This is a genomic window from Pseudoalteromonas sp. Cn5-37 (assembly GCF_021532495.1).
In the GTDB taxonomy this organism is placed as follows: Bacteria; Pseudomonadota; Gammaproteobacteria; order Enterobacterales; family Alteromonadaceae; genus Pseudoalteromonas; species Pseudoalteromonas simplex.
Genome location: NZ_JAKGBA010000008.1, coordinates 1 through 25,439 on the forward strand (window position 1 = coordinate 1; position 25,439 = coordinate 25,439).

The window sequence follows — 25,439 nt, forward strand, 5'->3', positions numbered from 1 at the left end:
AACGAGGGCTTGATTATAGTGAGACCAGTTTGTGATTTTGCTCATTGTTGTTGCACGGGCTAGTAGGATATAGATGATCTGATCACAGGCTGGCAAGATAGTTCAAACTTTTAGGAAACAACGCCTAATGAAAGCTAACCTTCACAGTGCTAGTTTGCATTACTGTGACTTAAGAAATACCAACTTGTTAGGTATCAAACTCAACGACAGCAGAATTGATAATATCGAGCTAGGCGACCAATTACTGCAAGAAACGGCGGCCATTAAAGCCCGCAAGAATAAGCACAACTCAGAAGCACGAGACTTATTCGAACAATCTGAAGAAATATACCGTAATTTAAGAAAAGCTTCTGAAAATCAAGGACTATTTGAGCTTGCTGGTAACTTTACTTATAAAGAATTGCGCATGCGTCATGCACAATACCCTAAAGGTTCAAGTAAACAAATAACTTCAAGCTTTATCGATATGTTATGCGGCTATGGCGAAAAGCCTGAGAATGTCATTCGTTTTAGTTTGTCGCTTATTATTTGTTGTGCACTCTGTTATTTTTTATTTGGGGTGAATTATCAAGATACGCTAATAAGATTAGATTTTTCTAACTCTATTGAAGACAATTTATTTGCATTTCTAAATAGCATTTATTTTAGTGTTGTTACCTTTACGACTCTAGGTTACGGTGACATAACACCTATTGGTTTCTCTCGATTTATTGCAGCAGTTGAAGCATTTTGTGGGAGCTTTTCACTCGCTTTATTCGTTGTCGTATTCGTCAAACGCATGACGCGTTAACAGTATCTAGTGATAAAAAGTGATGGATAAAAAATATGAATTTAAAACTAAGCATTTATAGCTAATATAAAATAATTAAATTCATTAATTTCACATCTTTTACTCTTAATAAATTTTAAATTGTATTAGACTGAAAGCACATGCAGCCTTTAACTTATTCTATGCTAGCAGAATTTTTTCTTACTGATCAAAGTTCAGATTTATTAATAAACGGTACCTACGACCCGACTCTAGTCCTTTTGTCGATTACCACGGCCGTCTTTGCCGCTTATTTTTCTTTACACCTTATTGATCTTGCAAATAAAACTAACTTTAATTCTTACCGTCAACTCGCCAATGGTACTGGCGCACTGGTTTTATCTGGTGGTATTTGGAGTATGCACTTCATTGGCATGCTGGCATTTTCACTATGCACAACAATTAACTACGATCCGACTTTAACATTCTTTTCGTTTGTACCGGCATTTTTCGCGTGTTTAACAGCATTTTCTTTTCTTCGGCGCAAGGGTAATACCCAGATCCCAAAAACGTTAAAGCTTCTAGTCAGTTCTGTATTATTAGGTGCAGGTATTGGCACCATGCATTATACAGGCATGGGTGCGATGCAAATGAGTCCATTGTTACGTTATGACCCTTGGTGGTTCGCTGCATCTATTGTTGTCGCTGTTGGCCTGTCATTCATAGGCTTATACACTCGCTTTCATTTGAGTGACCATTTTAAGCGTTTATCTAACTTTCAAAGTAGAATAATTTGCAGCATTATTCTCGGTTTTGCCGTTGCCGGTATGCATTACATGGGAATGGCTGCGACTCGCTTTGTTGCGACTTCGCCCCTCTTATCCGATAACGTTGATACATCACATATTGAACTTATTGCTATTTGCGTCGCGTTTGCCACCGTTTTATTAACTGCACTCGTAGGCATTATCAATGGAATGGTTCGCTATCGTATGCTGTTGGTGGAGAAATCTGCCGAAGAATCTCGTTTAGATGCTATTTTAAGTACAGCTATTGATGGCATTGTGACTATTAACATTAAAGGAAAAATTTTAAGCTTTAATAAATCTGCAGAAGCTATTTTTGGCTGGCAGCAACAGGAAGTTCTCGGACAAAACGTTAAAATTCTAATGAACGACGAAATTGCTGCACATCATGATGATTACTTATTAAATAGTGGCAATCATGAGCTTAAAAAAGTAATTGGCATCAACAGAGATGTTTGCGCAAAACATAAAGATGGCCATTTATTTCCTATTCGTCTTGGCCTTGGAGAAGTGAAACAACCAGGTGAAGAGACTCTATTTGTAGGGTTTATTACTGATTTAACTCAGCAACGCGCCCTGCAACAGAGTCTAGAAGAAAAAGAACTACAATATCGTACCTTGATGAATAATACACCTGGTGCTGTATTTCGTTGTTTACTTGATAAAAACTGGACGATGCTGTTTATTAGCCCACGAGTCTTTGAATTAACCGGTTACACAGCACAGGAGTTCACATCAAACGAAGTAGCATTTGCAGATATCATAAATTCCAAGGATGAGCAGCACATAGCAGATGCCCTAGACGACGCCATCTCAAATTCTAACCAATACGCTGTTGAATATAGAATTAAACACCGTAATGGCCAAACAGTTTGGGTACTAGATCAAGGCACAGTTAACCATAATCCAGATACCAACGACAAATGGATAGATGGCGTGCTAGTCGACATAACCTCACGTCATGAATATGAGGAGTCGTTAAAGACAGCCAAGCAAGAAGCTGAAGCCGCTGCACAAGCCAAACAAGCATTTATGGCGAATATGAGTCATGAAATCCGCACACCAATGAACGCTATAATTGGCTTTAGTGATATTTTGATGGATAGCCCGCTTAGCAAAGAACAACAAAAGCATATAATTACTGTGAATAGTTCGGCCAGGTCATTATTGCATTTATTAAATGATGTACTCGACTCCGCAAAGCTAGAAAAAGGTAAATTAGATATCACGCTTGAACACTTTAATTTGCAGGCTCTACTAGATAATATCGTTTCAACCTTTTGGCTTGAAGCGAAACGAAAAAACTTACTTCTCGATTTAAAAATAGCCGAAAATGTTGCGCCAATATACATTGGAGATGATTCGCGTATTCGCCAAGTATTAAACAACCTAATTGGTAATGCGATTAAATTTACTGAAACAGGCTCTGTGACAATTAGTATCAGTAAAACGCAAAACAACCAGTTGTTTTTTGAAGTGCAAGATACAGGCATTGGTATCGCAAAACATAGACTAAAAGCAATTTTCCAGCCATTTGAGCAAGCTGATGGAACTATGACTCGCCGTTTTGGTGGCACAGGGTTAGGAACAACGATTAGTAAGCAACTGGTAGAGTTAATGGGTGGCAGCATTAGTGCTGTGAGCACAGAAAACAAAGGAAGTTGTTTCTTTTTCTCTTTACCTCTAAAAGAAGGTGATATTAATAAAGTTGATAAATTAAGTAATAATATCTTAAACCTGCCGCCTCTGAGAGTTCTAGTTGTTGACGATATAGAACAAAACCTCGAGTTACTGAATATTTTACTTTCTCAAGCTGGTCATGTTGTTACAAAAGCGAAGAATGGCTTAGAGGCTATCAGCGCCTTCGAAAAAAATAGCTTTGATGTAATTTTAATGGATATACACATGCCAGAGTGCGACGGGATTACAGCGTGTAAAGTGATTCGAGAAAAAGAGCAGCAACAACAACTTAAAAAAACCCCTATCATTGCCCTAACTGCCAGTGTTTTACAGCAAGACAAATTAACCGCAAAACAAGCCGGTATGAATGGCTTCGCTAATAAGCCCGTTGATATTCAGCAAGTTAACCATGAAATAGCAAAGGTTTTAGGGTTAGAAGTTAATACAATATCTCAACAACAGCCAGATAAATCTAAGCAGCATATCAACTATGCAAAAGGCCTGAAAATGTGGGGAAGTAGCGAAAAACTAAACTCAGAAATAGCAGCGTTTTTATCTGATCATTATGCCAATATGATTCGTTTAAAAGAGCTTAATACTGATAGTTCTGAGGTGAAAACAATTTTGCACACTTTAAAAGGCGTTGCCGGGAATTTAGCGCTAGGAAAACTGCTACATTTACTTTCTCAAGCAGAGAATGAACTAAGAGGGACTCGTTTTATTTCACTCATCCATGCATGTGAAGATGAATGGCATTTTTTACGCTCAAAAATAGCCGAAACAAAAACTCAAGAGGAACAAACATCCGTTACTATGATGCCTACGAGTGAGCTAAATAAAGCCTTAGACACACTGCTAGAGCACGCAAAACATGCCGAAATTGACGATGACTTTTTGGCTCAAGTGGCGTCGAACACCCAGCCTGCTTTTAAATCGCAAATAAATGAAATTTGTGAACATTTTGACAATTTTGATTTTAATGCTGCACAGGAAGCGATTGAAAAATTGCAACGTGAAATAACTGCAAGTGAGGAGAAATCATGAGCGAACTTATTGAGCGCGAAAGAATTCTTATCGTAGATGATGAACCCGCTAACCTTAAAGTAATGCGTGAAGTATTAGGCAATGACTACCGCTTATCATTTGCGAAATCAGGTGAACTTGCATTGCAACTTATTAAGAATGAGCCGCCAAGATTAATTCTATTAGATGTGATGATGCCAGATATGAATGGCTTTGAAGTCTGTGAAATACTGAAATCTACACCAGAAACCGCTCATATTCCGATTATTTTTGTGACGGCTTTATCACATGAACAAGACGAATCTGAAGGCTTTGCGCTAGGTGCGGTAGACTACATTACAAAACCCATCAGCCCTGCAATTGTCCGAGCACGAGTTAAAACTCATTTATCATTAGTGCAAGCACAGCAATTACAGCTCGCTCATATTGATTTGATAAACCGTTTAGGACGTGCAGCAGAATACAAAGACACAGATACTGGTGAACACATTGCGCGTATGAGCCGTTACAGTAAAGTACTTGCACTTGCCTACGGAATGACTGAATTTCAAGCTGAGCAACTAAGACAAGCAGCACCGATGCATGATGTTGGTAAAATCGGTATTCCTGACGCCGTGCTTCTGAAGCCTGGGCGCTTGGATGAAAATGAATTCGAGCATATGAAGCAACATGCAACAATAGGGGCGAAGATTTTAGAAAACTCTAGTTCGCCTTTATTACAGCTAGCACACAAGCTGGCACTTGAGCACCATGAAAAATGGGATGGAAGCGGCTACCCTTATGGACTAAAAGGTGAAGAGATTAGTATTGAAGGCCGGATAGTGAGTATTGCCGACGTGTTCGACGCACTAACCTCAACAAGGCCATATAAAAAAGCATGGTCTGTTGACCAAGCTGTCGAACTTCTCAAATCTGAATCTGGTAAGCACTTTGATCCACAGTTAGTCGACTTATTTATAGGTCAGCTGGATGCAATTATAGAAATAAAAAATACATTCACTCGATAAATAGAGCCTCCTATCTGGAGGCTCTTTTATTACTAAGGTAAAGACTTAAGATCTATTTTAGGAATGTCTGTAGGGCTTCTTTCAAACTCGCTGCCATAAGGAGTGGGAGCGGAAAAAAAGCCTGTATTTTTTAGGTAAAACCCTTTCTCTGTCGTACCGCCTTGATAGTCAAAACGCGCATTTTTTTTGGCTGTGGCATCGTAAGTAAATTTAGCTTGGGTCACTTCTTGCCATTCCCCTCGCTCAGGTTTAGCCCATTGGTTTGTATAAATTGCACGACGTTCAAATTGCCCTGCCCCAGGTATGAAGTTCTCTAAAAATGAATAGGTGCCTTGATGATATATACTCGTCTTTGGGCGCCTGAAACTTGCAATTAACTGCCATTTTTCAACCATAGGATCATAAAAGTATGCTGTGAAATCAGTACTTTCAGTTCCTTCAACTGGCCTAATGTGAGTTAGAAAACCATATCGCGTGTCAGCTTTCCAATCGTATCGCATATAGCTTTGTCCGCCAGAGCCTTCATTGCCAAATTTACCTACATGCACATTTTTACCATGCTTTAAGGTCTGTATTCGGTACTCAGGTGGAATTAATGAAGGATCATCTGTTGAAAATGGACTCCAAATAGAGAATAACACTCTGCGCTCACTATCAGAGTTTACTTGTATACCAAAATAGCCCCCATCAAAACCATTCGCCATGTAATACGAGCCTATTACATCGGCTCCTTTTGGCACTTCTATTTCACTATAAAACCACGGGTAATTCATCGTTTGAGAAGGCAACGAGTATTGCAGGTGAACCGAAGGGCCTCGACGTCCCCAGTAAAAGTCATCTTTGACATAACTAACTTTACCTAAAGCCACTTCGCCGCCGATTTTAATCTCACTTATGGCTGGTAAAAGCGTTTCTGCTTGCTCTAATCCCGTGATGGTTAACTTTTGATAACCTAATTCATCAAGGTTAAATGTACCAACAGGTACGCTCATTGGTTGATTATTTTTTACTGTTACAATTTTGCTTTGCCCAGCTATCGAAACTTCAATTGTTGCAGGTTTGTCTTTCACAAAGGTTTGCAAAGAAACGGCTAACTCACCTGTTTTAGATGTGTAAAAATAAGTGCTTAAACTGCCTTGTTCCGCAAACCAATGGGTCACACCACTCTTGTCTATCAGCTTATCTGACAGCTCAACATTATTATCAATCCAACTGTTTCCTGCCACTGGAATACTGATCGTTGTTTCTATCTTTTTATCTTCAAACTGTAACTGCTGATTTCCACATGCGACCAAGGAGGTCAAAAAAAGCGATAAAACAGCCGTTTTTATTCTGTGATTGTTCATTTTCTTTCCCACAAAAAAGCACTATCCGTAATAACGAATAGTGCTCCTTAAAACAGTTTATGGATTTATACGAACAGAGAACTCTGCCGCAGATGCCCAAGCACCACCACCTTGCTCCTCAAGAGCAACAAATTTAACGTAACGCCCATTTGTCGCTGGAAGAATGGCTGATTTCACATCACCATTTGAAGCCCATTCACCTTGTGCAACAGGCTCACCAAATTCAGTTGCTGTTTCACTTACGTACACTTCATATTTAACTACAGTACCATTACCGCCACCTGGGCGAGGCGTGTAGTCAAATTGAGCAACCTCATAAAACTGCCCTAAATCAATAACAACGTCGTGTGGGTAAGTAACTGAACTGTCACTCCATGATGTATGCCAGTGCGTGTCAATATCACCATCGAATGCAAGCTCAAGTTCATTTCCAGCCTCAGCAGCAGAACTTGATGTTGCAGAAACTGTGCTCATATCAATTGCTTGAGTTAAATTAACTCCCACATTTAATTCTCTTGCTGCCGCCCAAGGGTTACCACCGCGTTCTGCGAGTGCAACAAACTTAACAAAACGCCCTGTTACATCATTAAACGTCACCGTTTTAATATCGCCATTGTCAGCAAAGCTGCCACTTGATACAGGTTCGTCAGCAAAAGCCTGCTCATCTTCGCTTACATATAACTCATACTGCACCACTGTGCCATTACCACCACCATCTCGTGGCGCATAATCAAAGCGGTTTACAGCATAATTCTCACCTAAGTCAATGACCACCTCATGTGGATAAACAACAGATGTATCATCCCAATTGGTATGCCAATGCGTGTCATTTTGGCCATCAAAAGCAAGCGCCAACTCATTGCCTGGTTGTGCAGGAGATGTTGATGAGTAGCTAAATGTCGTATTATCTAAAAGCGTACTATTTACTTCGACCGCTTCAGTAGCAGGCTCTTCAACAGGTTCATCTTCATCACCTGTGCCTGAGCCATCAATAGGTTCATATACGTTGCCATCATCAATGCCTACTCGCAGTTCAGCAGCTGAAGCCCATGCACCACCACCACGCTCTTCTAAAGCGATAAATTTAACAAATCGGCCAGTCACAGGGCCAAAAACTTCTAGCTTCAAGTTAGTGTTATCAGCCCAGGTACCTGAATGAACCTTTTCACCATAATCAACTGACGACTCTGAAACATAAATTTCAAAGCTAACAATCGTACCATTGCGTCCACCGTCTTGGCGTGGCGTGTATTCAAAGCGATTTACATCAACTGTTTCGCCTAAATCGATAACAACTTCATGAGGATACTCTTGCATATCATCACCCCAAGAGGTGTGCCACATGGTTGAATCATCGCCATCAAAGGCATATTTTAAGTCATTACCCGGTTGTGCAGGTGTGTTGCCCGTGACTACAAAATTAGCACTATTTAGCATGCCATTTTCTTCGCCATCATGTGTAGCAGTTAAACTCAAACCCTCAACATCAGAGCGTGCAACAACAAGGATTGTATAAGGCGTCTCTTTACGTACATTTACAGCAACGATGCAAGTTTCATTGCTCGAGCCACCATAGCCGATACATTCTGCATTATCAGGGTTAGCAGCTTCTTTTGCAGTGACATAAATATCTGCATCACCAGCATTACCACTTAGTTCTACGGTTAGTTTATTTGCAGAATCTATAGCCATGACCTCATACAGACGCGTTTCTCCTTTACTCATTGCGTCAATTGTCATAGCTTCACCACTAATTAAAGGCTCTGATTCAGTATCAAAAAGTACTGTATCATCATTATTGGTAAGTCCAGCCGCTACAGTGCCTGTATAACTAGTAACTTTGCCAAGAATGTTTTCAAGTTGTAACTCAACGACAGCATCTGTCGCAATCGCGCTGAAACTTGCTTCACGCGCTGATAAATCTTGCCCGCTACTAACTACCTCACCATTGACGATAACCGTGTATTTGTACATAGGCGTAGATGTTGCCTGAATTGACCAACGAATACTTTGAGTATCAATAGAGTCAATCGTTGCTGCCAAAGGGCTATTTTGCGGTGAGAAAGAAGAATAAGGACGAGATAAAACATCTGCTGCTTCAATTTCATCAGGAGAAATACTGCCGCCAGAGCTCATACGATAGTATTCACTTGTTGATGTCGCATCATAGCTTTCATTGTATGCTGCAGTTGCTTCCTCTTGAATGACATTAAAATCTGCTTTAGTAAACCCTGCCCAAGAACCATCCAACTGACGTTTATGACCAGCGGTAAATAATGCAGTGCGGGTTTGATCGCCCGTCCCCAGCCAATCCTCTACAAACGAGCCTGTATTGCTATTAAAGTAGACATTTTCAACTGGGTAATCCATGGTGACTATATGTGTCCAAATACCCGTTTCTTTATCCATTGACCAATAGCCAAATTGCGTATGGCCATCTTTTTGCCAAACTTTAGCCACCAGCGTATACCAATGATCAGGCTGCCATCCAAGTTCAAAATTCCATGATTTTAACCCTGTACCTTCGCCACCAAAGTTTTCTACTTTAGTACCTGCACCTTGATATGGTGCAGTGATAAGTTCACCATTTGAAGGGTCCCACAAAGAAAATATAAAATTACGGCCATCGGGATGATCTTGTATGCCAGCATAACCGCCCCCTTCCATACCTGCGTTCCAATTTAGAACCGAATAGTATGTATAAGGTGTTAAACCTTTTGCTGGAATATACACATCTTGCATGATGATGTCCCCAGCCGCATTATCATTAAAGCGCAACCATACTGAAGGGGCTCGATCAATCGATCCTGGGGTTGCAACAACTTGCTTTCCTGTAGATCCTACTGAGCCTTCAGGCTCTTCAGTCCCGCAACCGAACAGTGTTGCTGTTATTACCGCAATACTGAGCACAGATAATTTATTTGTTAAGCTCATAAATTTACTCACTTATATTTATTCTTTTTAAATTAGGCAATACAACTATTGCCGTGAATTTATCTACTGCTATTAAAACCTGACATTTACCCCAAAGGTAAATAGGCGCCCAGCACTATCAAGTTTATGAACCTGATCAGAGCGAGAGATATAATGCCAGCCACGTTCATTGGTTAAGTTATTACCTGAAACATTTAAATTGATTGATTCAGTAATATCGTAACTAGCACTGAAGTCTAACTGGCCATAGTCTGCAACCCACTGCGGGCCGCCCCATGCATCTGCATTTGCAACATATTCATCGCGCCAGTTATAGGCAAAGCGTAATTGAAAGTCATCCGTCTCGTAGTACACGACTGCGTTATAAGAATGCTCGGACATTCCTTGATAAGGAAGGCCAAGGCTTCTAAAGTCGTATTCAGGATGATCTTGAGGAACCTGATCATACCCTGAGTCAACATAGGTGTAGTTAAGTTGTACCCCTAAATTATTAAATGGCGCTGGAAGTAATTCCGTAAAGGCATGCTGATAGGCAATCTCATAACCTTCAATGGTACCTCCACCGTCACCATTGATAGATGACTGTACTTTGAAGGTTTCTCCATTGATATCTATTGATCCATTTTCACCATTTATGACAAATGACTCGATATCTTTATAAAAATAAACAGCAGTGAGTGCACCATTCTCAGAAAAATACCACTCAAGAGCTAAATCTGCTTGATTAGCACGAAGCGGTTCGAGTCCAGGATTTGAGGCGTGATATTCCATTTTATTGAAGTTGATGTAACTCCAAGCCTTGAGTGATTGGATACTTGGGCGAGTAATTGCTTTTGAAGCTGTTGTTCTAAGTAATAAAGTATCTGTTAAATTTAGTTTTAGATTTAAACTTGGTAATACATCCGTATACGTATCCTCAAATTCCACAATATCTTGATAATCTTCAACTTTACCTTCGTAGCTTGGATTACCTTGTTTATCAGGAACAAATACAACTTTGTCTAAATTAAGTGAATAACCTTGGCTACCTACAGTTGTTTCAATAGCCCGAACACCTAAATTTAAAGCATAAGGAAAGCCAAAAACTTTGTCTTCTATATTCACGGATGCGTAAATTGCATTGGTTTGCTCATTTACTTCATATGAGTCTTTAGGGCGCGGAAGCGCTTTAATTAACTGATTAGCAGCTTCCGGACTAATAGATTCATAAAATGCGAATAACTCATCGTAGTCAAAACGAGGCCACGGATTAGGGTGCTGACCGGGTTCACCTTTAAAGAAGTTCTCAAAGTCACCATCAATTAACACACTTTCAGGGAGTCTAAATAGGTCAAAGCCGTTAATATTTTCAACTGATGAGTAATCTACGCTGAAGTGATCATAACGTTCAGAATCAAGTTGCGCTCCAGCATTACTAAATGCACTGGCATTTTCTGACGAATTAACATTTGTGGTCTTCGTTTGATCGCCAATATTTAAACCAAAATCGATTGATTTGATCCAATCAACATTTGGCATCCACTGTGCGTCAATACGAAGTTCATTTACGACATCTTTAACACCTGTTCCACTGTTATAACTGTAGTGGGCGCCAAAAGGAGAGTTCGCAGTTAAATTAGGAGAAATTGATACATCAGGTAAAAGGTTATTACCTGATTTATCTAGCATAATTTCATCAACAAAACCACGTGCTACAATGTATCTATTGTGACCATCATTTTTATTTTCTGAACTCGAGTGCGCAACATCGAATGCAACACTAAAGTTATCAGCAACAAACCATTTTGCATTCACGCCAACTTGATACGTTTCGGTAACTCGAGGCGACGATACATTAAGTATTTCAGCCATCGCTCCAGTACCAAATAAAGTCATTTTATTAACTAAACCCTCATCATTAAAACCAACATCTTTAACGCCAGGTATGCCTTCGGTCCAACTTTCATCATATGTAACAAACGAAATTTGCGACTCTGTTGCATCCGTTTTATATGATGAATAAATGCTATCAAAATTCATTTCAAAGTCAGAGTTCGGGATCCATTGTAATGCTAAACTTCCGCCAATACGCTCACGAGTATCTTCTTGGTTACCATAACGCATATAGCCCGGTATGATTGAGCCCCACTCGTTATCAACTAACGGATCAAATGCCCCATCACCATTCACATCTTGGCGAACCGTAATATCTGACTCCGTTGTTTCATTCCAAAAGCCTTCACCTTCATAACTGTCGATCCTTAAAGTTCGCTCAGAATAAACTGCAGTGAAAAGGGCACCAAATGTGTCGTCGAAAAACGTGTCGCTTAATAGAAATGAAGCTTGAGGTGTTACATCTTCGGTTCGATCTTCGTAAATACCTTTTATAGAACCTGATGCCGTGAAGCCATCAAAATCCATCGGTCTACGTGTTTTGATATTGATAACAGATCCAATTCCCCCTTCTTGAGTGTGTGCAACGGGAGACTTATATACTTCAACGCCACCTAACAGCTCAGCTGCAATCAAGTCGTAATTAAAGTCACGGCTGCTATGCTCTGAAGCCATACGTCGGCCATTTATGGTTGTAATGTTATAGTCCCCACCTAAACCACGCACTGTGACATTTTGCCCTTCTCCGGCATTACGCGTAATCGTAATACCCGAAATGCGTTGTAATGCTTCGGCTACGTTTTGGTCAGGGAACTTACCGATATCTTCAGCAACAATTGCATCAACAACCTGTATTGAGTTTTGCTTAATAAATAAAGATTCTTTCAAACTGTTACGAATACCGCGAACTTCAATTACCTCAACAGCATCATCGTCAGTCTCTTTTAGTTGTGGGTCTTGCTCATTTGCCGCTAATGCGACTGCTGAGGAGGTCGAAAGTATCGAACCTATGAGCAAGCTTAGGTACTTCTTATTGTAATTTACCATTGCACTTCTCCGAATTAGTTATTCCATGAAAGAACATCTGTAGATGTATAACAATTAATTTACACCTTTCGAAAGAAAAAAATCAATAGAAAACACAATAAAACTTTCATTTTCTTTTAATTTAATGGTCGCATTTTTATCGCTAGATAAAAAACCAGTTAAAAATCAACAATCAATCAATATGGAACTAAAGGGAAAATATTTGGACTTAAATCGAAAGTCTTCGAAAAAGGAACTACGTAAGTAAGGTACCTCACTAGAAGCAGGATAAGCATAAAGTAACAAAATTGAATCTATTATCAGCTGAAGCAGCCATTTTTGACTGACAAGAGTTGGACTTTCAACTTCAACATGATTCTTTTTAATTTTTACAAATAAAACAACAAAGTGAATTTGAAATATTTTGAAAGGCTGATAATCTAATTTGAAATATTATGAAACAAATTAAGGTGAATCAATTTATGATTAACTTAATAAATAACCGTGTTAGTTTAATCAAACGAATGTTAATCGTCTGTCTTTGGTCTAACTTTGCCTTTGCAGCACTTAGCAATGATTGGGAAAATCCAAAAGTTGTCGGAATAAATAAATTACCCGCTAGGGCAAGCTTTTTTCCCTACACCGTTGCAAATTTACAAGCGCCAGATCAAGCGCAAAACTATTTGAATTTAAATGGTATCTGGCGTTTTCATTTATCTAAGAACCCCGCATCAAGATTGAAAGACTTTGAGAGCCCTACTTTTAATGATAGTGATTGGTCAACAATCAAAGTGCCAGGAAATTGGGAGTTGCAAGGTTATGATCGTGCTATATACGTTAACCACCCCTACGCTTTTGCGAAAAACCCGCCTTTTATTCAACAACACGACAACCCAATTGGCCATTACCGTAGAACATTTAATTTAGATGAACTGTGGACTGATAAGCGAGTAATTCTACATTTTGGCGCCGTTAAATCAGCGTTCTACCTTTGGGTAAATGGACATAAGATAGGCTATAGCCAAGGAAGTAAAACCGCTGCAGAATTTGATATTTCTGATTATGTAAAGTCAGGGTCAAATACACTGGCAGTTCAGGTGTTTCGCTGGAGCGATGGTAGTTATTTAGAGGCTCAAGATTTTTGGCGGATCTCCGGCATTCAGCGTGATGTATACCTGTACTATACACCTAAAGATTATATTGAAGATGTGTTTGTAAATGCCGGCTTAGTTAATAACTACAAAGATGGAAATCTAAACCTTGCTGTTGATTTAAGCCCATCAAATAAAGAGCAGACACTGCAAATTCAGCTCAAAAATCCTAACCATGAAATCATTTTCGAAACCCAGCAAACTTTAGCCAAAAAAGAGCTCAGCCAAACAGTTCAATTCAACAAACAATTTAAAAATATAAAAGCCTGGTCTGCTGAATCGCCCACTCTTTACGAATTAAGCATATCACTTTTTGATAATAAGAAGCTGTTAAGTCAATACGTTAAGAAAAAGATTGGCTTTAGAACCTCAGAAATTAAAAATGGCCAACTGCTTATTAACGGCCAAGCTATTTTGATCAAAGGGGTCAACCGGCATGAGCATGACCCTATTACAGGGCATGCCGTTTCCCGAGAAAGCATGGAATTGGATATAAAACTATTCAAGCAATTCAATATTAATGCCGTGAGACTCGCTCACTATCCTAACGATCCTTACTGGTACGAATTATGCGATAAATACGGCATTTATGTGGTTGATGAAGCCAATATTGAATCACATGGCATGTATTATAATTTGGCAAAGGGCCACACATTAGGAAATAACCCCGACTGGAAAAAAGCCCATCTTGCACGAATTTCGGCCATGGTCGAACGTTCAAAAAACCATCCTTCAGTAATCATTTGGTCGCTTGGCAATGAAGCTGGTAATGGCTACAATTTTTATCATGGTTATGACTGGGTAAGATCTCGTGACCCATCTCGTCCTATCCAGTACGAACGCGCTGTTTTTGAATGGAATACCGATCTCTATGTCCCCCAATACCCTACTCCGCAATATCTAAAAGAATACGCCGAGTCAAACCCTGAGCGCAGTATGATCATGAGTGAGTATGCGCATGCTATGGGCAATAGTGTGGGTAACTTTGCTGACTTTTGGCATCAAATACGTAAGTACGACAAGTTACAAGGTGGCTTTATCTGGGACTGGGTTGATCAAGGTATACAAACCACCACCTCTGAAGGCAAAACTATCTATGCTTACGGTGGGGATTTTGGTGTTCCAGGCACTCCTTCAGATGGTAATTTTCTTTTAAATGGTATTGTTTTACCTGATCGCACACCGGAACCTGCTCTATATGAAATTAAAAAAGTTCATCAATCTGTTTTGTTTTCTTTCAATGACAAAGAGTTAACTGTATTTAATGAAAACTTTTTCAAAAACCTCAACCATTACCGTTTAAATTGGCAATTGATGAGCAATGGTAAGGTGTTTAAAGAAGGCCGAATCAATAAACTTGAAATACCACCACAGCAATCCGCTAACTTCACGCTTAACTATTCAATTCCAAAAGAAATCAATGATGAAGTATTTTTGAATGTAAGTGTAGTGACGCGGCTTGATGAGCCACTAATAGGAAAAAGTTTTGAAATCGCAAAAGAGCAATTTTTAGTACAAACAGCACGTGCGAAAGAACAACAAACTGATTTAAGAAAACTTAATGTTTATCGAACCGTTACCGATAGCGAGATTATTGGTAATAACTTTGTAGTAAGATTTAATCACGCGCGAGCAGAGTTAACAGGCTATCGCTTTAACGAGGTTGAATTAATTAAAACACCTGCCAGAGCCAACTTTTGGCGCGCTCCTACTGATAATGACTTCGGCGGAAATTGGCAAGATAAGTTAAGGGTTTGGAAATACGCCTCAGACCGTCAACAGCGTACAAAATTCACTTTAGTAGAAGCTGAAAACCAAGTTGTTGTTACCACTGAGTTTGATGTGCCAGATGTTTCTGGAAAATTAAATATTATTTATATCATCACAGCTGATGGCAAAGTAAAGGTCGATTACAAGTTCAGTTCATCTATGCAAGATATGCCTATGATCCCTCGCGTCGGTATGAACTTGGAATTATTTGCCGAGCTTAACAATATTACCTACTTTGGCCGGGGACCACAGGAAAATTATCGTGATCGACATACCGCAGCACATGTTGGTTTATATCACTCTAAAGTGTCACAGCAATATCACCCTTACATCAGACCGCAAGAAAGTGGCTATAAAACGCAAGTACGCTGGCTTCACTTGACCAATCAACAAGGTGTAGGATTAAAAATTACTGGTGCACCTCATTTTGGTATGAGTGCTTTACACTACAGGATCAGTGATCTAGACCCCGGCATGCGACGAAGCCAAACACATTCCGGTGAACTTCAGCCTCGTCCACTCGTTTCACTGAATATTGATTATGGGCAAATGGGTGTTGGCGGCGTTAATAGTTGGCATACAACAGCACTGCCAGAATACACGCTGACAGCCTCAGAGTATGAATATAGCTTTACTCTGCAAGGAGTTAACATAAATTAAAATGTTGGATAAGGGCTCTTTTGAGCCCTTATCTCTTATATGGTATCAATTACTTATAAACAGCAATCTCTGCTGCACTTGCCCAAATGCGACCATTAATTTCACTTTGTGCGACTAAACGAATATACCGTGCAGTAACAGGTGCAAACTGTGTTTGCTTGATTTGCGTATTCGCAGCCCATGTACCAACAGCGATGGGTGAGCCAAAGTTGATACCATCGTCACTCACATACACCTCATAGTCTGCAATAGTGCCGTTTACGCCAATGGTTCTTGGTAGATAGGTAATTTTTGAAAAGCTTTGCGGGTTACCTAAGTCTATATCAACCGAGTGAGGGTACTCAGGCACTGTGCTGCCAGACCAATTCGTGTGCCAAATGGTGGCTGGATTATTATCAAAGGCGTAGATAATTTCTTCGCCAAGCTCTGCCTGCGAGTCGCTACTCACAACAAAGCTCGAACTATCAAGTTTTCCAGTGTGATATAGCTCAATCTCTGCCGCACTAGCCCATACATTCTCGTTTACTTCTGACAAGCCAACCAATTTTATAAAGCGCGTTTGCGTATTATTAAGTGCAACCACTTTGCCTTGTTTGCTGGCATCCCAAGTACCCGCAGCAACTAATTCATCATAGGTTACACCATCATGACTTACATACACTTCATAGTCTGCAATTGATCCATTTTCGCCCACAGCGCGTGGCGTATAATGAAGCTTTGATAACTCATAGTGTTTACCAAGATCAATGATGACATCGTGAGGGTAACTAGGCACTTGTGGAGTTGACCAACTGGTGTGCCACAGCGTGGTTTTGTCTCCATCAAATGCGTTTGCCAATTCATGATAAGGCTCTGATTGCGAGTTAGAACTTACCGTCAATGTGGCGCTGTCGATCAGGTAGTGTTGTGCTGACGTATTATCAATCGTGACAGTCGCTGAGTGCGAAACTGTTCGACCGAAAATATCTTCGAGGGTAATGATAACGTTGTCATTTTCACTCGCAAAAATATCTACTTGGCGCTTTTCTGGTTGGCTTGCTGATGCAACGAGTACGTTGTTTATCATCACAGAATAGCTAAATTGAGGGGTGCTCGTTTGCGGCACTTGCCAACTTACGCTTCGCGTAGTGGCATCAGTGATGGTGAACTCAATATTAGGTTGATTGGGGGTATCCGCTACATTGTTTCTTGTTAACGGAAAAAGTGAATTTCTCCCGCAAAACGCTGTCAAGTTACCATATGCATCCGTACAGGTTTGATTGCTAATACTTAACGTAGGTGAGGTTGTCCCGCCAGTTGTCATAGTAAAATAACTTGGGTTTGCGCTTGCATCATAGTTATTGTCGTAATTACGTTTTGGTTGGTGTTGGACAACACTAAAATTTGCAGAATCAAAGCCAATCCAGCTACCATTTTCGAGCTTTTTATGGCCATTTTTGAGCCTCACAGTTCTCGCGTTTTCGCCGCTATACCACCAATCTTCAACAAATGACCCTGTTGTCGTTTCAAAACGTACATCAGCTACAGGGTAATCCATGGTCACCAAGTGCGACCATTCTCCAGCAGCCTGATCATGCACCCAATAGCCGAAATGAGTATGTGAACCTACCGGCCATGCCTTTGCCACTAAGGTATACCATTGGTTAGCTTGCCACCCTAAATCAAAGTTCCATGTTTTTAGCCCTGTACCCTCACCGCCAAAATTTTCAGATTCCGTACCATGACCAAGATAGCGGGCTACAATTGGCTTTGAAGAGCTGCGCGGATCCCATATGGAAAATATGTAATTGCGCCCATCAGGGTGATCTTGTATGCCAGCATAGCCCCCACCTTCCATGCCCGCATTCCAGTTAAGCACTGAATAGTAGGTGTACTTAGTAAGTCCATTGCTAGGCACATACACATCCTGCATGATCGTGTTACCGCGACCTACATCATTAAAGTTAAACCAAATCGACGCGGCCCTGTCTTCAACCGTATTAGCTTGGGCACTCCAACTACTCAACATACCGACTACTGCCAATTTTATTGTCATTTTTCTCATGCTAGCTCCTGTAAGTGATAAAACTTAATTTCTAAATTCTGTGGACTTACCCTTTAGTAGCAATAAAGAACCAAAAAATATAAACCACCGAGTAATTAAGGTTCAAAAACGAAAGAATCGCAAATAAAAAACATAAAATGAAAAAAAACAAATCAAAATGAAACCAATTGAAAGTTAATAACAACGTAAAAATGAGTGAAAACGCCGTATGAAGGATAGTGAAAAATGTATTGCTTGATTTTTATAAGGCGAAGTGGCATGAAGGCTAAAATACACTATGAAAAGTGCATTTATTAATACCTTTAGGTAAGAGCTGATTTTATAGCTTCATAATCATGAGAGGTTATTTCATGGCTGTTACCAGCACAATCTTTAAAGTACATTGAGTAAGTAACACCATGATCGGCAACAACAGTTTTAATATCAAGCTGAGCTAGATGCTCAAGCCATGCTAAAAACTGTGTTGCATTTGCGCCAAAAGCAATACCTTTGCTTCTACCGTCAGCTTCAAACAGTGCCAAACGAATTGTTTTTGCTTGATCTTCTAAGGTTAAAGGGCCTTTTCCCTCATCCCAAAATGCAAGTTCCGGTATCACATTAAAACCAAGTACTTGTTGATACCATTTTACAGCAGCCGCTAAGTCATCAACATTTAAGTGGCAATGATCAACACCACACAAAGCTGGAATAGCCATGTTACTCACCTATTTCTGTTTTTAACTGCTCTAAAAATTCGAGCATGTAAGCTGTGCGTCGTTTAGCTTCATCTTTTGCCGATGGCGTGTTCATACTCTCGCTAATGTGTAACAGCTTAATGAAAAAATGATCGAGGGTGTATTTTGTATCGTCAGGTTCGCGGTTTAAGCAAAATGGATCGTCTTTATGATACAGATAGCGACCAATTGAGCCCCCTACTTTCATGCAGCGGCTCACCCCGATTGCACCTAATGCATCCATTCGGTCTGCATCTTGCACAATTTGCGCTTCGACACTTTGTACTTTGATATTGGCACTAAAGCTATGTGCGGCAATAGCATGATGAATAGCACTAAAATACTGCTCAGGATAATTAATTGAGGCTAAAAAACTTAGCGCTTTGTCTGCGGCCATGGTCGATGCTTTTGCCCGATCTGGGTGGTTCTTTGCAACCGCAACACAATCATGTAACCAAGCTGCGGGTAACACCACGGCCATTTCTGCCTGCTCGGCAATACACAATTGTTTTGCAACCCTCACTACTCGTTCGATATGACTAATATCGTGTGCGACATCGGCATGGAGTAAAGACAAAATAAAGTCTCGACATTGAGTTTCTAACGCTGCAAAGTCTATTTTTGGCTGCATATACTGGCTATCACCATTTACTGATTGAAATTATGCTTACTTTAGCGTGGTTGCTAGATTTGTTCAAAACATTCATTGTATGTTTGCCAGTGCTTCATTAAACTATGCCCCCTTTTGTTTGACGCGAGAATCCCTATGTCATCTGCTATTTACCTGCAAGCTGGACGAGAAAAATCATTAAAAAGAAAACACCCATGGGTGTTCTCAAAAGCCATTAAAAAAGTAAAAGGTAAGCCAGGACTAGGTGATACTGTCACTATCTATGACAATGACGGCAAGTTTTTAGCCATTGCAGCTTACAGCCCGCAATCGCAAATTCGCGCTCGCGTATGGAGCTTCGATCAAAACGAAGTAATTGACCAAGCATTTTTTGAAAAACGTTTACGCCGTGCCTATGCTGCGCGTGAACAGGTGATCAGCGAAGGCGGTTTAACGGGTTTTCGTTTAAGCGCTGCTGAGTCTGACTACTTGCCAGGCATCACTATCGATAAATTTGATAATGTATTGGTGTGCCAACTACTTAGTGCAGGTGCAGAGCGCCATAAAGGTGAAATTGTTGCTGCACTGATGACTATTTTTCCGGGCTGCGATATTTATGAACGTTCAGACGTTGATGTACGCACTAAAGAAGGCCTTGAGCCAATCAAGGGAATACTTTGGGGCAAGGAACCAATTGAGCCAGTCATCATTGAAGAAAATGGCTTAAAACTCGAAGTAGACATTCTTGAAGGCCACAAAACTGGCTTTTACTTAGACCAACGTGATAGCCGTGCAGCCCTTGAGCGCTTTGTTAAAGACAAAACGGTATTAAACTGCTTTAGCTACACAGGTACATTCTCGCTATATGCTTTGCGTGGTGGTTGTAAGCACGTGACTAACGTTGATGTATCACAGCCAGCGCTCGATACAGCAAAGCGTAACGTTGAGCATAACAACCTTGATTTATCGAAAGTTGATTTCGTAAAACAAGATGTTTTTAAGTTGTTGCGCCAATACCGTGATGAAGGTGTGCAATTTGATACTATTGTTATGGATCCACCAAAATTTGCTGACAACAAAGCGCAGTTAACCGGTGCCTGCCGTGGTTATAAAGATATTAATATGATTGCGATGCAAATCTTAAAACCAGGTGGCACTTTACTTACCTTCTCGTGCTCTGGATTAATGGAACAAAATTTATTTCAAAAAGTGGTTGCGGATGCAGCCCTTGATGCAGGTAAAGACTTGTTGATCATGGAACGACTAAATCAAGCTGCCGACCACCCGATTGCTGGCAGCTACCCAGAAGGCTTTTATCTGAAAGGCCTGATCTGTAAGGTTTACTAATTAAAACTTACAATTTCTAACCCGGCACTCAAGGAGCCATCTTGCTCCTTGGTTGCCCGAATTACACGGGCTGTTGCATCAAATGAAGTAATCGCCGTGCTAGTCGAAGCAATTAGCACCCGATAAAGACTACCAATTTCTAAAACTTCATCAAGGTGTATTGCCAACCCTGTTGCACTTAAGTCAGTACACGTAACCTGAATTTCGTCGCCATTAACTGCATCTAATGGGATCAGTTTTGCAGGGGTATGAATTTGCATGCGGCGAAAATCGCGTTTCTCCTCATGAAACATATGGCCTCCTATACCAGTGTTTTTATTTTCTCTATTAATGTTTTAACAGAAAAAGGCTTCACTACATAGGCGTCACATCCAGCATCAAACCCCGCTTTTTGTTCAAGCTCGGTTTCAAGACCAGACACCATGACAACAGGAATTTGCGCTGTTTCTGGGGTGTTTTTTAGTAATCGGCACGTATCATAGCCATCTAAGCCTGGCATACACACATCTAATAGTATGGCATCTGGCAACTCTGCAATGGCAGACGTTAAACACGATGCGCCTGAGTTTGCATAACTTAACGAAAACTCATTTCCAAGGCTTGCTTTGAGCATTTCAAAATTAAAATATTCATCATCGACGACCAAAATAGTTGGTCGCGGTCGATTTACCGCCCGTTCAGGAACTGAGATTGGTCTTTCCTTTTCAATGCCCACATAACCTCCTTTTAGTATCTGTGTTTTAGCGTCAAGCAAGGAGGTTACACCTCCACTGCTCATTCCTTAGTATTATAACTCAGATTCTTTAATTGCGTTTAAAACACGTTTAGCAGATACAGGATAAGGTGTCCCTAGTGTTTGTGCAAATAAAGAAACACGTAACTCCTGTTGCATCCAAAATATCGCACTGATCTCTTCAGGAATTGGCATTCCCTTAGGGATTTTGTTCGCTAGTTTTTGATATTGCTCGGCTACTTTTTCAAGCTCAAGTACACACAACCTATCGCGGTTAGGGTCAACAGGTAGCTTTTCTAAGCGGCGTTCAATGGCTTTTAAGTAACGAATTAAATCCGTCATCTTTGCTGCCCCATGCTGGCTAACAAAGCCTTTGAACACTAAGCTTTGTAACTGTGATTTAATATCACCGTGCGCTGTTATCATGGTTAGATCAACGCGTCCTTTCATCCGTTTATTTAAGCCATGTGCAATACTTAGCACTTGCTCTACTTGGGTGGCAATCTCAACCACCGTGTCACCAAGCTCACCACGAATTTGCTCTTTCGCTTTTTCAAACGCATCTGCAGTGCGGATGTTGCCATATTTAGTTAGTAGGCTATCGACGGCTGCAGCGATACAGTCATCAATTAAGTCATTGACCTTACCAAACGGATTAAAGTACAAACCTAATTTAGATTTATTCGGTAAATTTTGCTGTAAATACTTAATCGGTGATGGCACATTTAATAACACTAAGCGACGTAAACCTTGTTGGTGCGCCTGCTGAGCTTTGTGTTCATTATCAAATAACTCAACCGCTGCTGAGTCTTTTTTATCCACCAGCGCTGGAAACGCTTTGATTTCGTATTGACCTTGCTTTTTCACGTAAGAACTTGGTAACTCACCAAAACTCCACTCGGTCAAATCAGCTTTCTCTATGCCCTTGTCGGCTACTTTCGATAAGGTATCCGTTACCTTACCTTGTAACTGAGCTTTTAGTTTAGATAAATTTAAACCGCGAGCGAGTAACTTATCGTGTTCATCGCGTACTTCAAACTGTAAGCGTAAATGCGGAGCAAGGGTTGATAAATCCCATGCATCTGGCTCAACACGCACACCTGTCATACGTAATAAGCGCGTGCTAATTGCATCAATTAAGTTGCCTTGCATCGGCTCGATTGCAGCAAGTACCGCATCGGCGTAGTTTGGCGCAGGCACAAAGTTGCGACGAATTGTTTTTGGTAGCGACTTGATAAGCGCACAAATTAATTCATGTCTAAATGCAGGAATATGCCAATCAAAGCCAGTTTCTTGCACTTGGTTTAACAGTGCTACCGGAATTTGTACCGCAACACCATCAACGGCTTGGCCTGGATCAAAATGATAAGCCAGTGGTAATAACAAGTTCTCTTGCTGCCATGTATCTGGGTAATCAAACTCGGTGACATGATCGGCACCATGCTGCATTAATTCTTCTCGAGACATATGCAAAAAGCGCTTATCTTTTTGTTTTTGTCCCTTCCACCACTTATTAAACGCAGCACGATTATTTACATCTTGCGGAATTTTCTTGTCGTAGAATTCAAATAAGGTTTGTTCATCAACCAAGATATCACGGCGGCGAGATTTATTTTCAAGAACCTGAATATCTTCAATTAACTCTTGGTTATAGTGTAAAAACCCTTCATTTTGACCCAGCTCTTGCTCTACCAACGCCGAGCGAATAAACAACTCGCGACTTACTTTTGGATCAATATTGCTATAAACACAGCGGCGCTTATTAACAATTAATAGGCCATACAGGGTTTGCTGTTCAAACGCGATAACTGCACCCGGCTTTTTCTCCCAATGCGGTTCGCTGTAGCTGCGCTTTACTAAATGCTGTGCAAAGCCTTCAACCCATTTTAGGTCTATGCGTGCGTTGATCCGCGCATAAAGTTTGCTGGTTTCAACAAGCTCAGCCGACATAATCCATTTTGGGCTCTTTTTAAATAATCCTGAGCCTGGAAAAATATGAAACTGGCTATTGCGTGCGCCTTTATAAATTTGTTTTTCATCTTTAAAACCAATATGACTTAGCATACCGCTTAATAAAGATTGATGGATTCGTTCGCTATCAGCAACATTGGTAGTGGCCTTAATGCCCATTTCATTACACACCGTTGATAGCTGATAAACAATATCTTGCCATTCGCGAATACGCATATAGGCTAAAAAGTCTTTTTGGCATAACTTTCTAAATTGGCTATTGCTCAATTCAGATTGCTGCTCTTCAAGGTAATTCCATAAATTTAAAAAGGCGATAAAATCTGAATCTGGATCGTCAAAACGGCCGTGCTTTTCATCCGCTGCACCGCGTTTTTCTTGTGGTCGCTCTCTTGGATCTTGAATCGACAATGCCGCAACAATAATGATCACTTCACGCAGTGCACCTAAGCCATCGGCAGTCAGCACCATTTTCGCTAACCGTGGATCAACCGGTAAACGGCTTAAACTTCTGCCTGATTTAGTAAGCTCAGTCTTTTTATGACGTTTAGCTGGCTTAATGGCTTCGAGTTCTTCAAGTAGCGTTAAACCATCGTTGATATTTCGGCTATCTGGCGCTTGCACGAACGGGAACTGTTGCATGTCGCCAAGCCCTAAACCAAGCATTTGCAAAATAACAGAGGCTAAGTTGGTGCGTAAAATTTCAGGATCAGTAAACTCTGGACGCGAATTAAAGTCTTCTTCGCTATATAAACGAATACAGATACCCGCTTCAATACGACCACAGCGGCCTTTTCGCTGATTGGCACTAGCTTGTGAAATTGGCTCAATCGGTAATCGTTGTACCTTGGTACGATAGCTATAACGGCTGATACGCGCGGTACCTGGGTCGATAACATAGCGAATACCCGGCACCGTTAGTGATGTTTCAGCCACGTTGGTAGCTAAAATAATATGACGGCGGCTATGCGGCGCAAAAATTCGGTTCTGTTCAGCGTTTGATAGACGCGAATATAGCGGTAAAACATCGGTGCCTTTGAGGTTTCGCTTTGATAACGCATCGGCGGTATCGCGAATTTCTCGTTCACCATTCATAAAAATTAGAATATCGCCGGGACCTTCATCACACAGCTCATCAACGGCATCAAAAATACCCTGTAATTGGTCACCATCCGCTTCCATCTCATCTTTATTGATTTCAGTAGTTGGTCTGTAACGAACCTCTACTGGGAAAGTACGACCTGATACTTCAATGATGGGTGCATCGTCAAAATGTTTAGAAAAGCGCTCAGGGTCGATTGTTGCTGAGGTAATAATAACTTTTAAGTCAGGACGTTTTGGCAGTAAATTTTTTAAATAGCCTAAGATGAAATCGATATTCAGACTACGTTCGTGGGCTTCATCGATGATGATGGTATCGTACTGATTTAGGTATCTGTCTTGTTGAATTTCAGCCAGCAGAATACCGTCTGTCATCAACTTAATGTAGCTATTGTCAGAGACTTGGTCACTAAAGCGAATTTTAAAACCTACTTGTTGACCTAGCTCGCATTGCATTTCTTCTGCGATACGATTCGCGACACTTCGAGCCGCGAGTCGACGAGGCTGCGTGTGGCCAATGTATCCATCAACACCGCGGCCAAGCTCTAAACACATTTTTGGGATCTGCGTCGTTTTACCAGAGCCAGTTTCACCGGCAATGATCACCACTTGGTTATTGGCAATCGCCTGTTTAATGTCATCTTTCTTTTGGCTAACAGGAAGTTGCTCTGGGTAGGTCACTTTAGGCAATGCAGCCAAACGTTGCTCGCGCAATTGCTGCGAACGACTAATATCTTCTGCTATTTTTTGCGCTATGTTTGCTTGCTTAGTTTCATCGTTGATTTTTTTGATGCCATGAAGGCGTTTTTTGAAGATGAATTGATCTTTGCGTAAACACGTTTTTAATTCGCCAAACAGCGGACCTAGGTTAACCACCCGATACCCTTATATTTCTTAACC

General features: G+C 40.7%; 13 protein-coding genes and 1 pseudogene. 5 read left to right on the forward strand and 9 right to left on the reverse strand.

The features are described from left to right. Positions 1-106 precede the first annotated feature (106 nt). The 3 genes and pseudogenes from L1266_RS11510 to L1266_RS11520 form a co-directional block, all read left to right on the forward strand. Positions 107-790: pseudogene (locus tag L1266_RS11510) on the forward strand (potassium channel family protein); the annotation flags it as partial. A gap of 161 nt (positions 791-951) precedes the next feature. Beyond that, on the forward strand, positions 952-4,278 hold the full coding sequence (locus L1266_RS11515) for an MHYT domain-containing protein (RefSeq protein WP_235377613.1): 3,327 nt from the start codon (positions 952-954) through the stop codon (positions 4,276-4,278). Continuing rightward, a complete protein-coding gene (locus L1266_RS11520) occupies positions 4,275-5,264 on the forward strand; it encodes a response regulator (protein WP_054553654.1) in 990 nt (329 codons plus the stop codon). Before L1266_RS11515 ends, L1266_RS11520 begins: the two co-directional genes overlap by 4 nt. A gap of 32 nt (positions 5,265-5,296) precedes the next feature. Here the strand turns inward: L1266_RS11520 and L1266_RS11525 are convergent, their stop codons facing one another. The 3 genes from L1266_RS11525 to L1266_RS11535 all read right to left on the reverse strand — a co-directional run bounded on the left by L1266_RS11525 (position 5,297) and on the right by L1266_RS11535 (position 12,463). Continuing rightward, the gene (locus L1266_RS11525; protein ID WP_235377565.1) at positions 5,297-6,610 is read right to left on the reverse strand and encodes a DUF3472 domain-containing protein; all 1,314 of its coding nucleotides are present in this window, start codon (positions 6,608-6,610) and stop codon (positions 5,297-5,299) included. A 57-nt stretch (positions 6,611-6,667) separates the two neighbouring features. Next, positions 6,668-9,544 carry a discoidin domain-containing protein gene (locus L1266_RS11530; protein ID WP_235377566.1) on the reverse strand — a complete coding sequence of 959 codons (2,877 nt, stop codon included), beginning with the start codon at positions 9,542-9,544 and terminating at the stop codon, positions 6,668-6,670. A 72-nt stretch (positions 9,545-9,616) separates the two neighbouring features. After that, positions 9,617-12,463: a TonB-dependent receptor gene (locus L1266_RS11535; RefSeq protein WP_138602118.1), complete on the reverse strand. Its 2,847-nt coding sequence runs from the start codon at positions 12,461-12,463 to the stop codon at positions 9,617-9,619. Positions 12,464-12,924: 461 nt separating this feature from the next. Here L1266_RS11535 and L1266_RS11540 point away from each other — a divergent pair, with 461 nt between their 5' ends. Next, entirely contained in the window at positions 12,925-16,023 is a 3,099-nt protein-coding gene (locus L1266_RS11540; RefSeq protein WP_235377567.1) for a glycoside hydrolase family 2 TIM barrel-domain containing protein, read from the forward strand. A gap of 49 nt (positions 16,024-16,072) precedes the next feature. Here the strand turns inward: L1266_RS11540 and L1266_RS11545 are convergent, their stop codons facing one another. The 3 genes from L1266_RS11545 to L1266_RS11555 form a co-directional block, all read right to left on the reverse strand. Beyond that, positions 16,073-18,067, reverse strand: coding sequence for a DUF3472 domain-containing protein (locus L1266_RS11545; RefSeq protein ID WP_235377568.1), 1,995 nt, complete (start codon positions 18,065-18,067; stop codon positions 16,073-16,075). A gap of 302 nt (positions 18,068-18,369) precedes the next feature. Beyond that, the gene (locus L1266_RS11550; protein WP_138618611.1) at positions 18,370-18,762 is read right to left on the reverse strand and encodes a VOC family protein; all 393 of its coding nucleotides are present in this window, start codon (positions 18,760-18,762) and stop codon (positions 18,370-18,372) included. 1 nt (position 18,763) lies between these two features. After that, positions 18,764-19,411 (reverse strand): HD domain-containing protein, encoded by a 648-nt coding sequence (locus L1266_RS11555; RefSeq protein ID WP_209328629.1) that lies wholly within the window; start codon positions 19,409-19,411, stop codon positions 18,764-18,766. Positions 19,412-19,546: 135 nt separating this feature from the next. On the opposite strand from L1266_RS11555, the gene L1266_RS11560 reads away from it, so the two are divergent. Then, positions 19,547-20,737 carry a class I SAM-dependent methyltransferase gene (locus tag L1266_RS11560; protein ID WP_138618615.1) on the forward strand — a complete coding sequence of 397 codons (1,191 nt, stop codon included), beginning with the start codon at positions 19,547-19,549 and terminating at the stop codon, positions 20,735-20,737. On the opposite strand, the gene L1266_RS11565 is transcribed toward L1266_RS11560, so the two are convergent. From L1266_RS11565 to hrpA, 3 genes are all read right to left on the reverse strand, one after another. Next, positions 20,734-21,030: a PilZ domain-containing protein gene (locus L1266_RS11565; RefSeq protein WP_235377569.1), complete on the reverse strand. Its 297-nt coding sequence runs from the start codon at positions 21,028-21,030 to the stop codon at positions 20,734-20,736. The two genes, L1266_RS11560 and L1266_RS11565, sit on opposite strands and share 4 nt — an antisense overlap. An 8-nt stretch (positions 21,031-21,038) precedes the next feature. After that, entirely contained in the window at positions 21,039-21,446 is a 408-nt protein-coding gene (locus tag L1266_RS11570; RefSeq protein ID WP_283235111.1) for a response regulator, read from the reverse strand. A gap of 78 nt (positions 21,447-21,524) precedes the next feature. Continuing rightward, positions 21,525-25,415: an ATP-dependent RNA helicase HrpA gene (gene hrpA / locus L1266_RS11575; RefSeq protein ID WP_235377570.1), complete on the reverse strand. Its 3,891-nt coding sequence runs from the start codon at positions 25,413-25,415 to the stop codon at positions 21,525-21,527. Between the last annotated feature and the right edge of the window lie 24 nt (positions 25,416-25,439).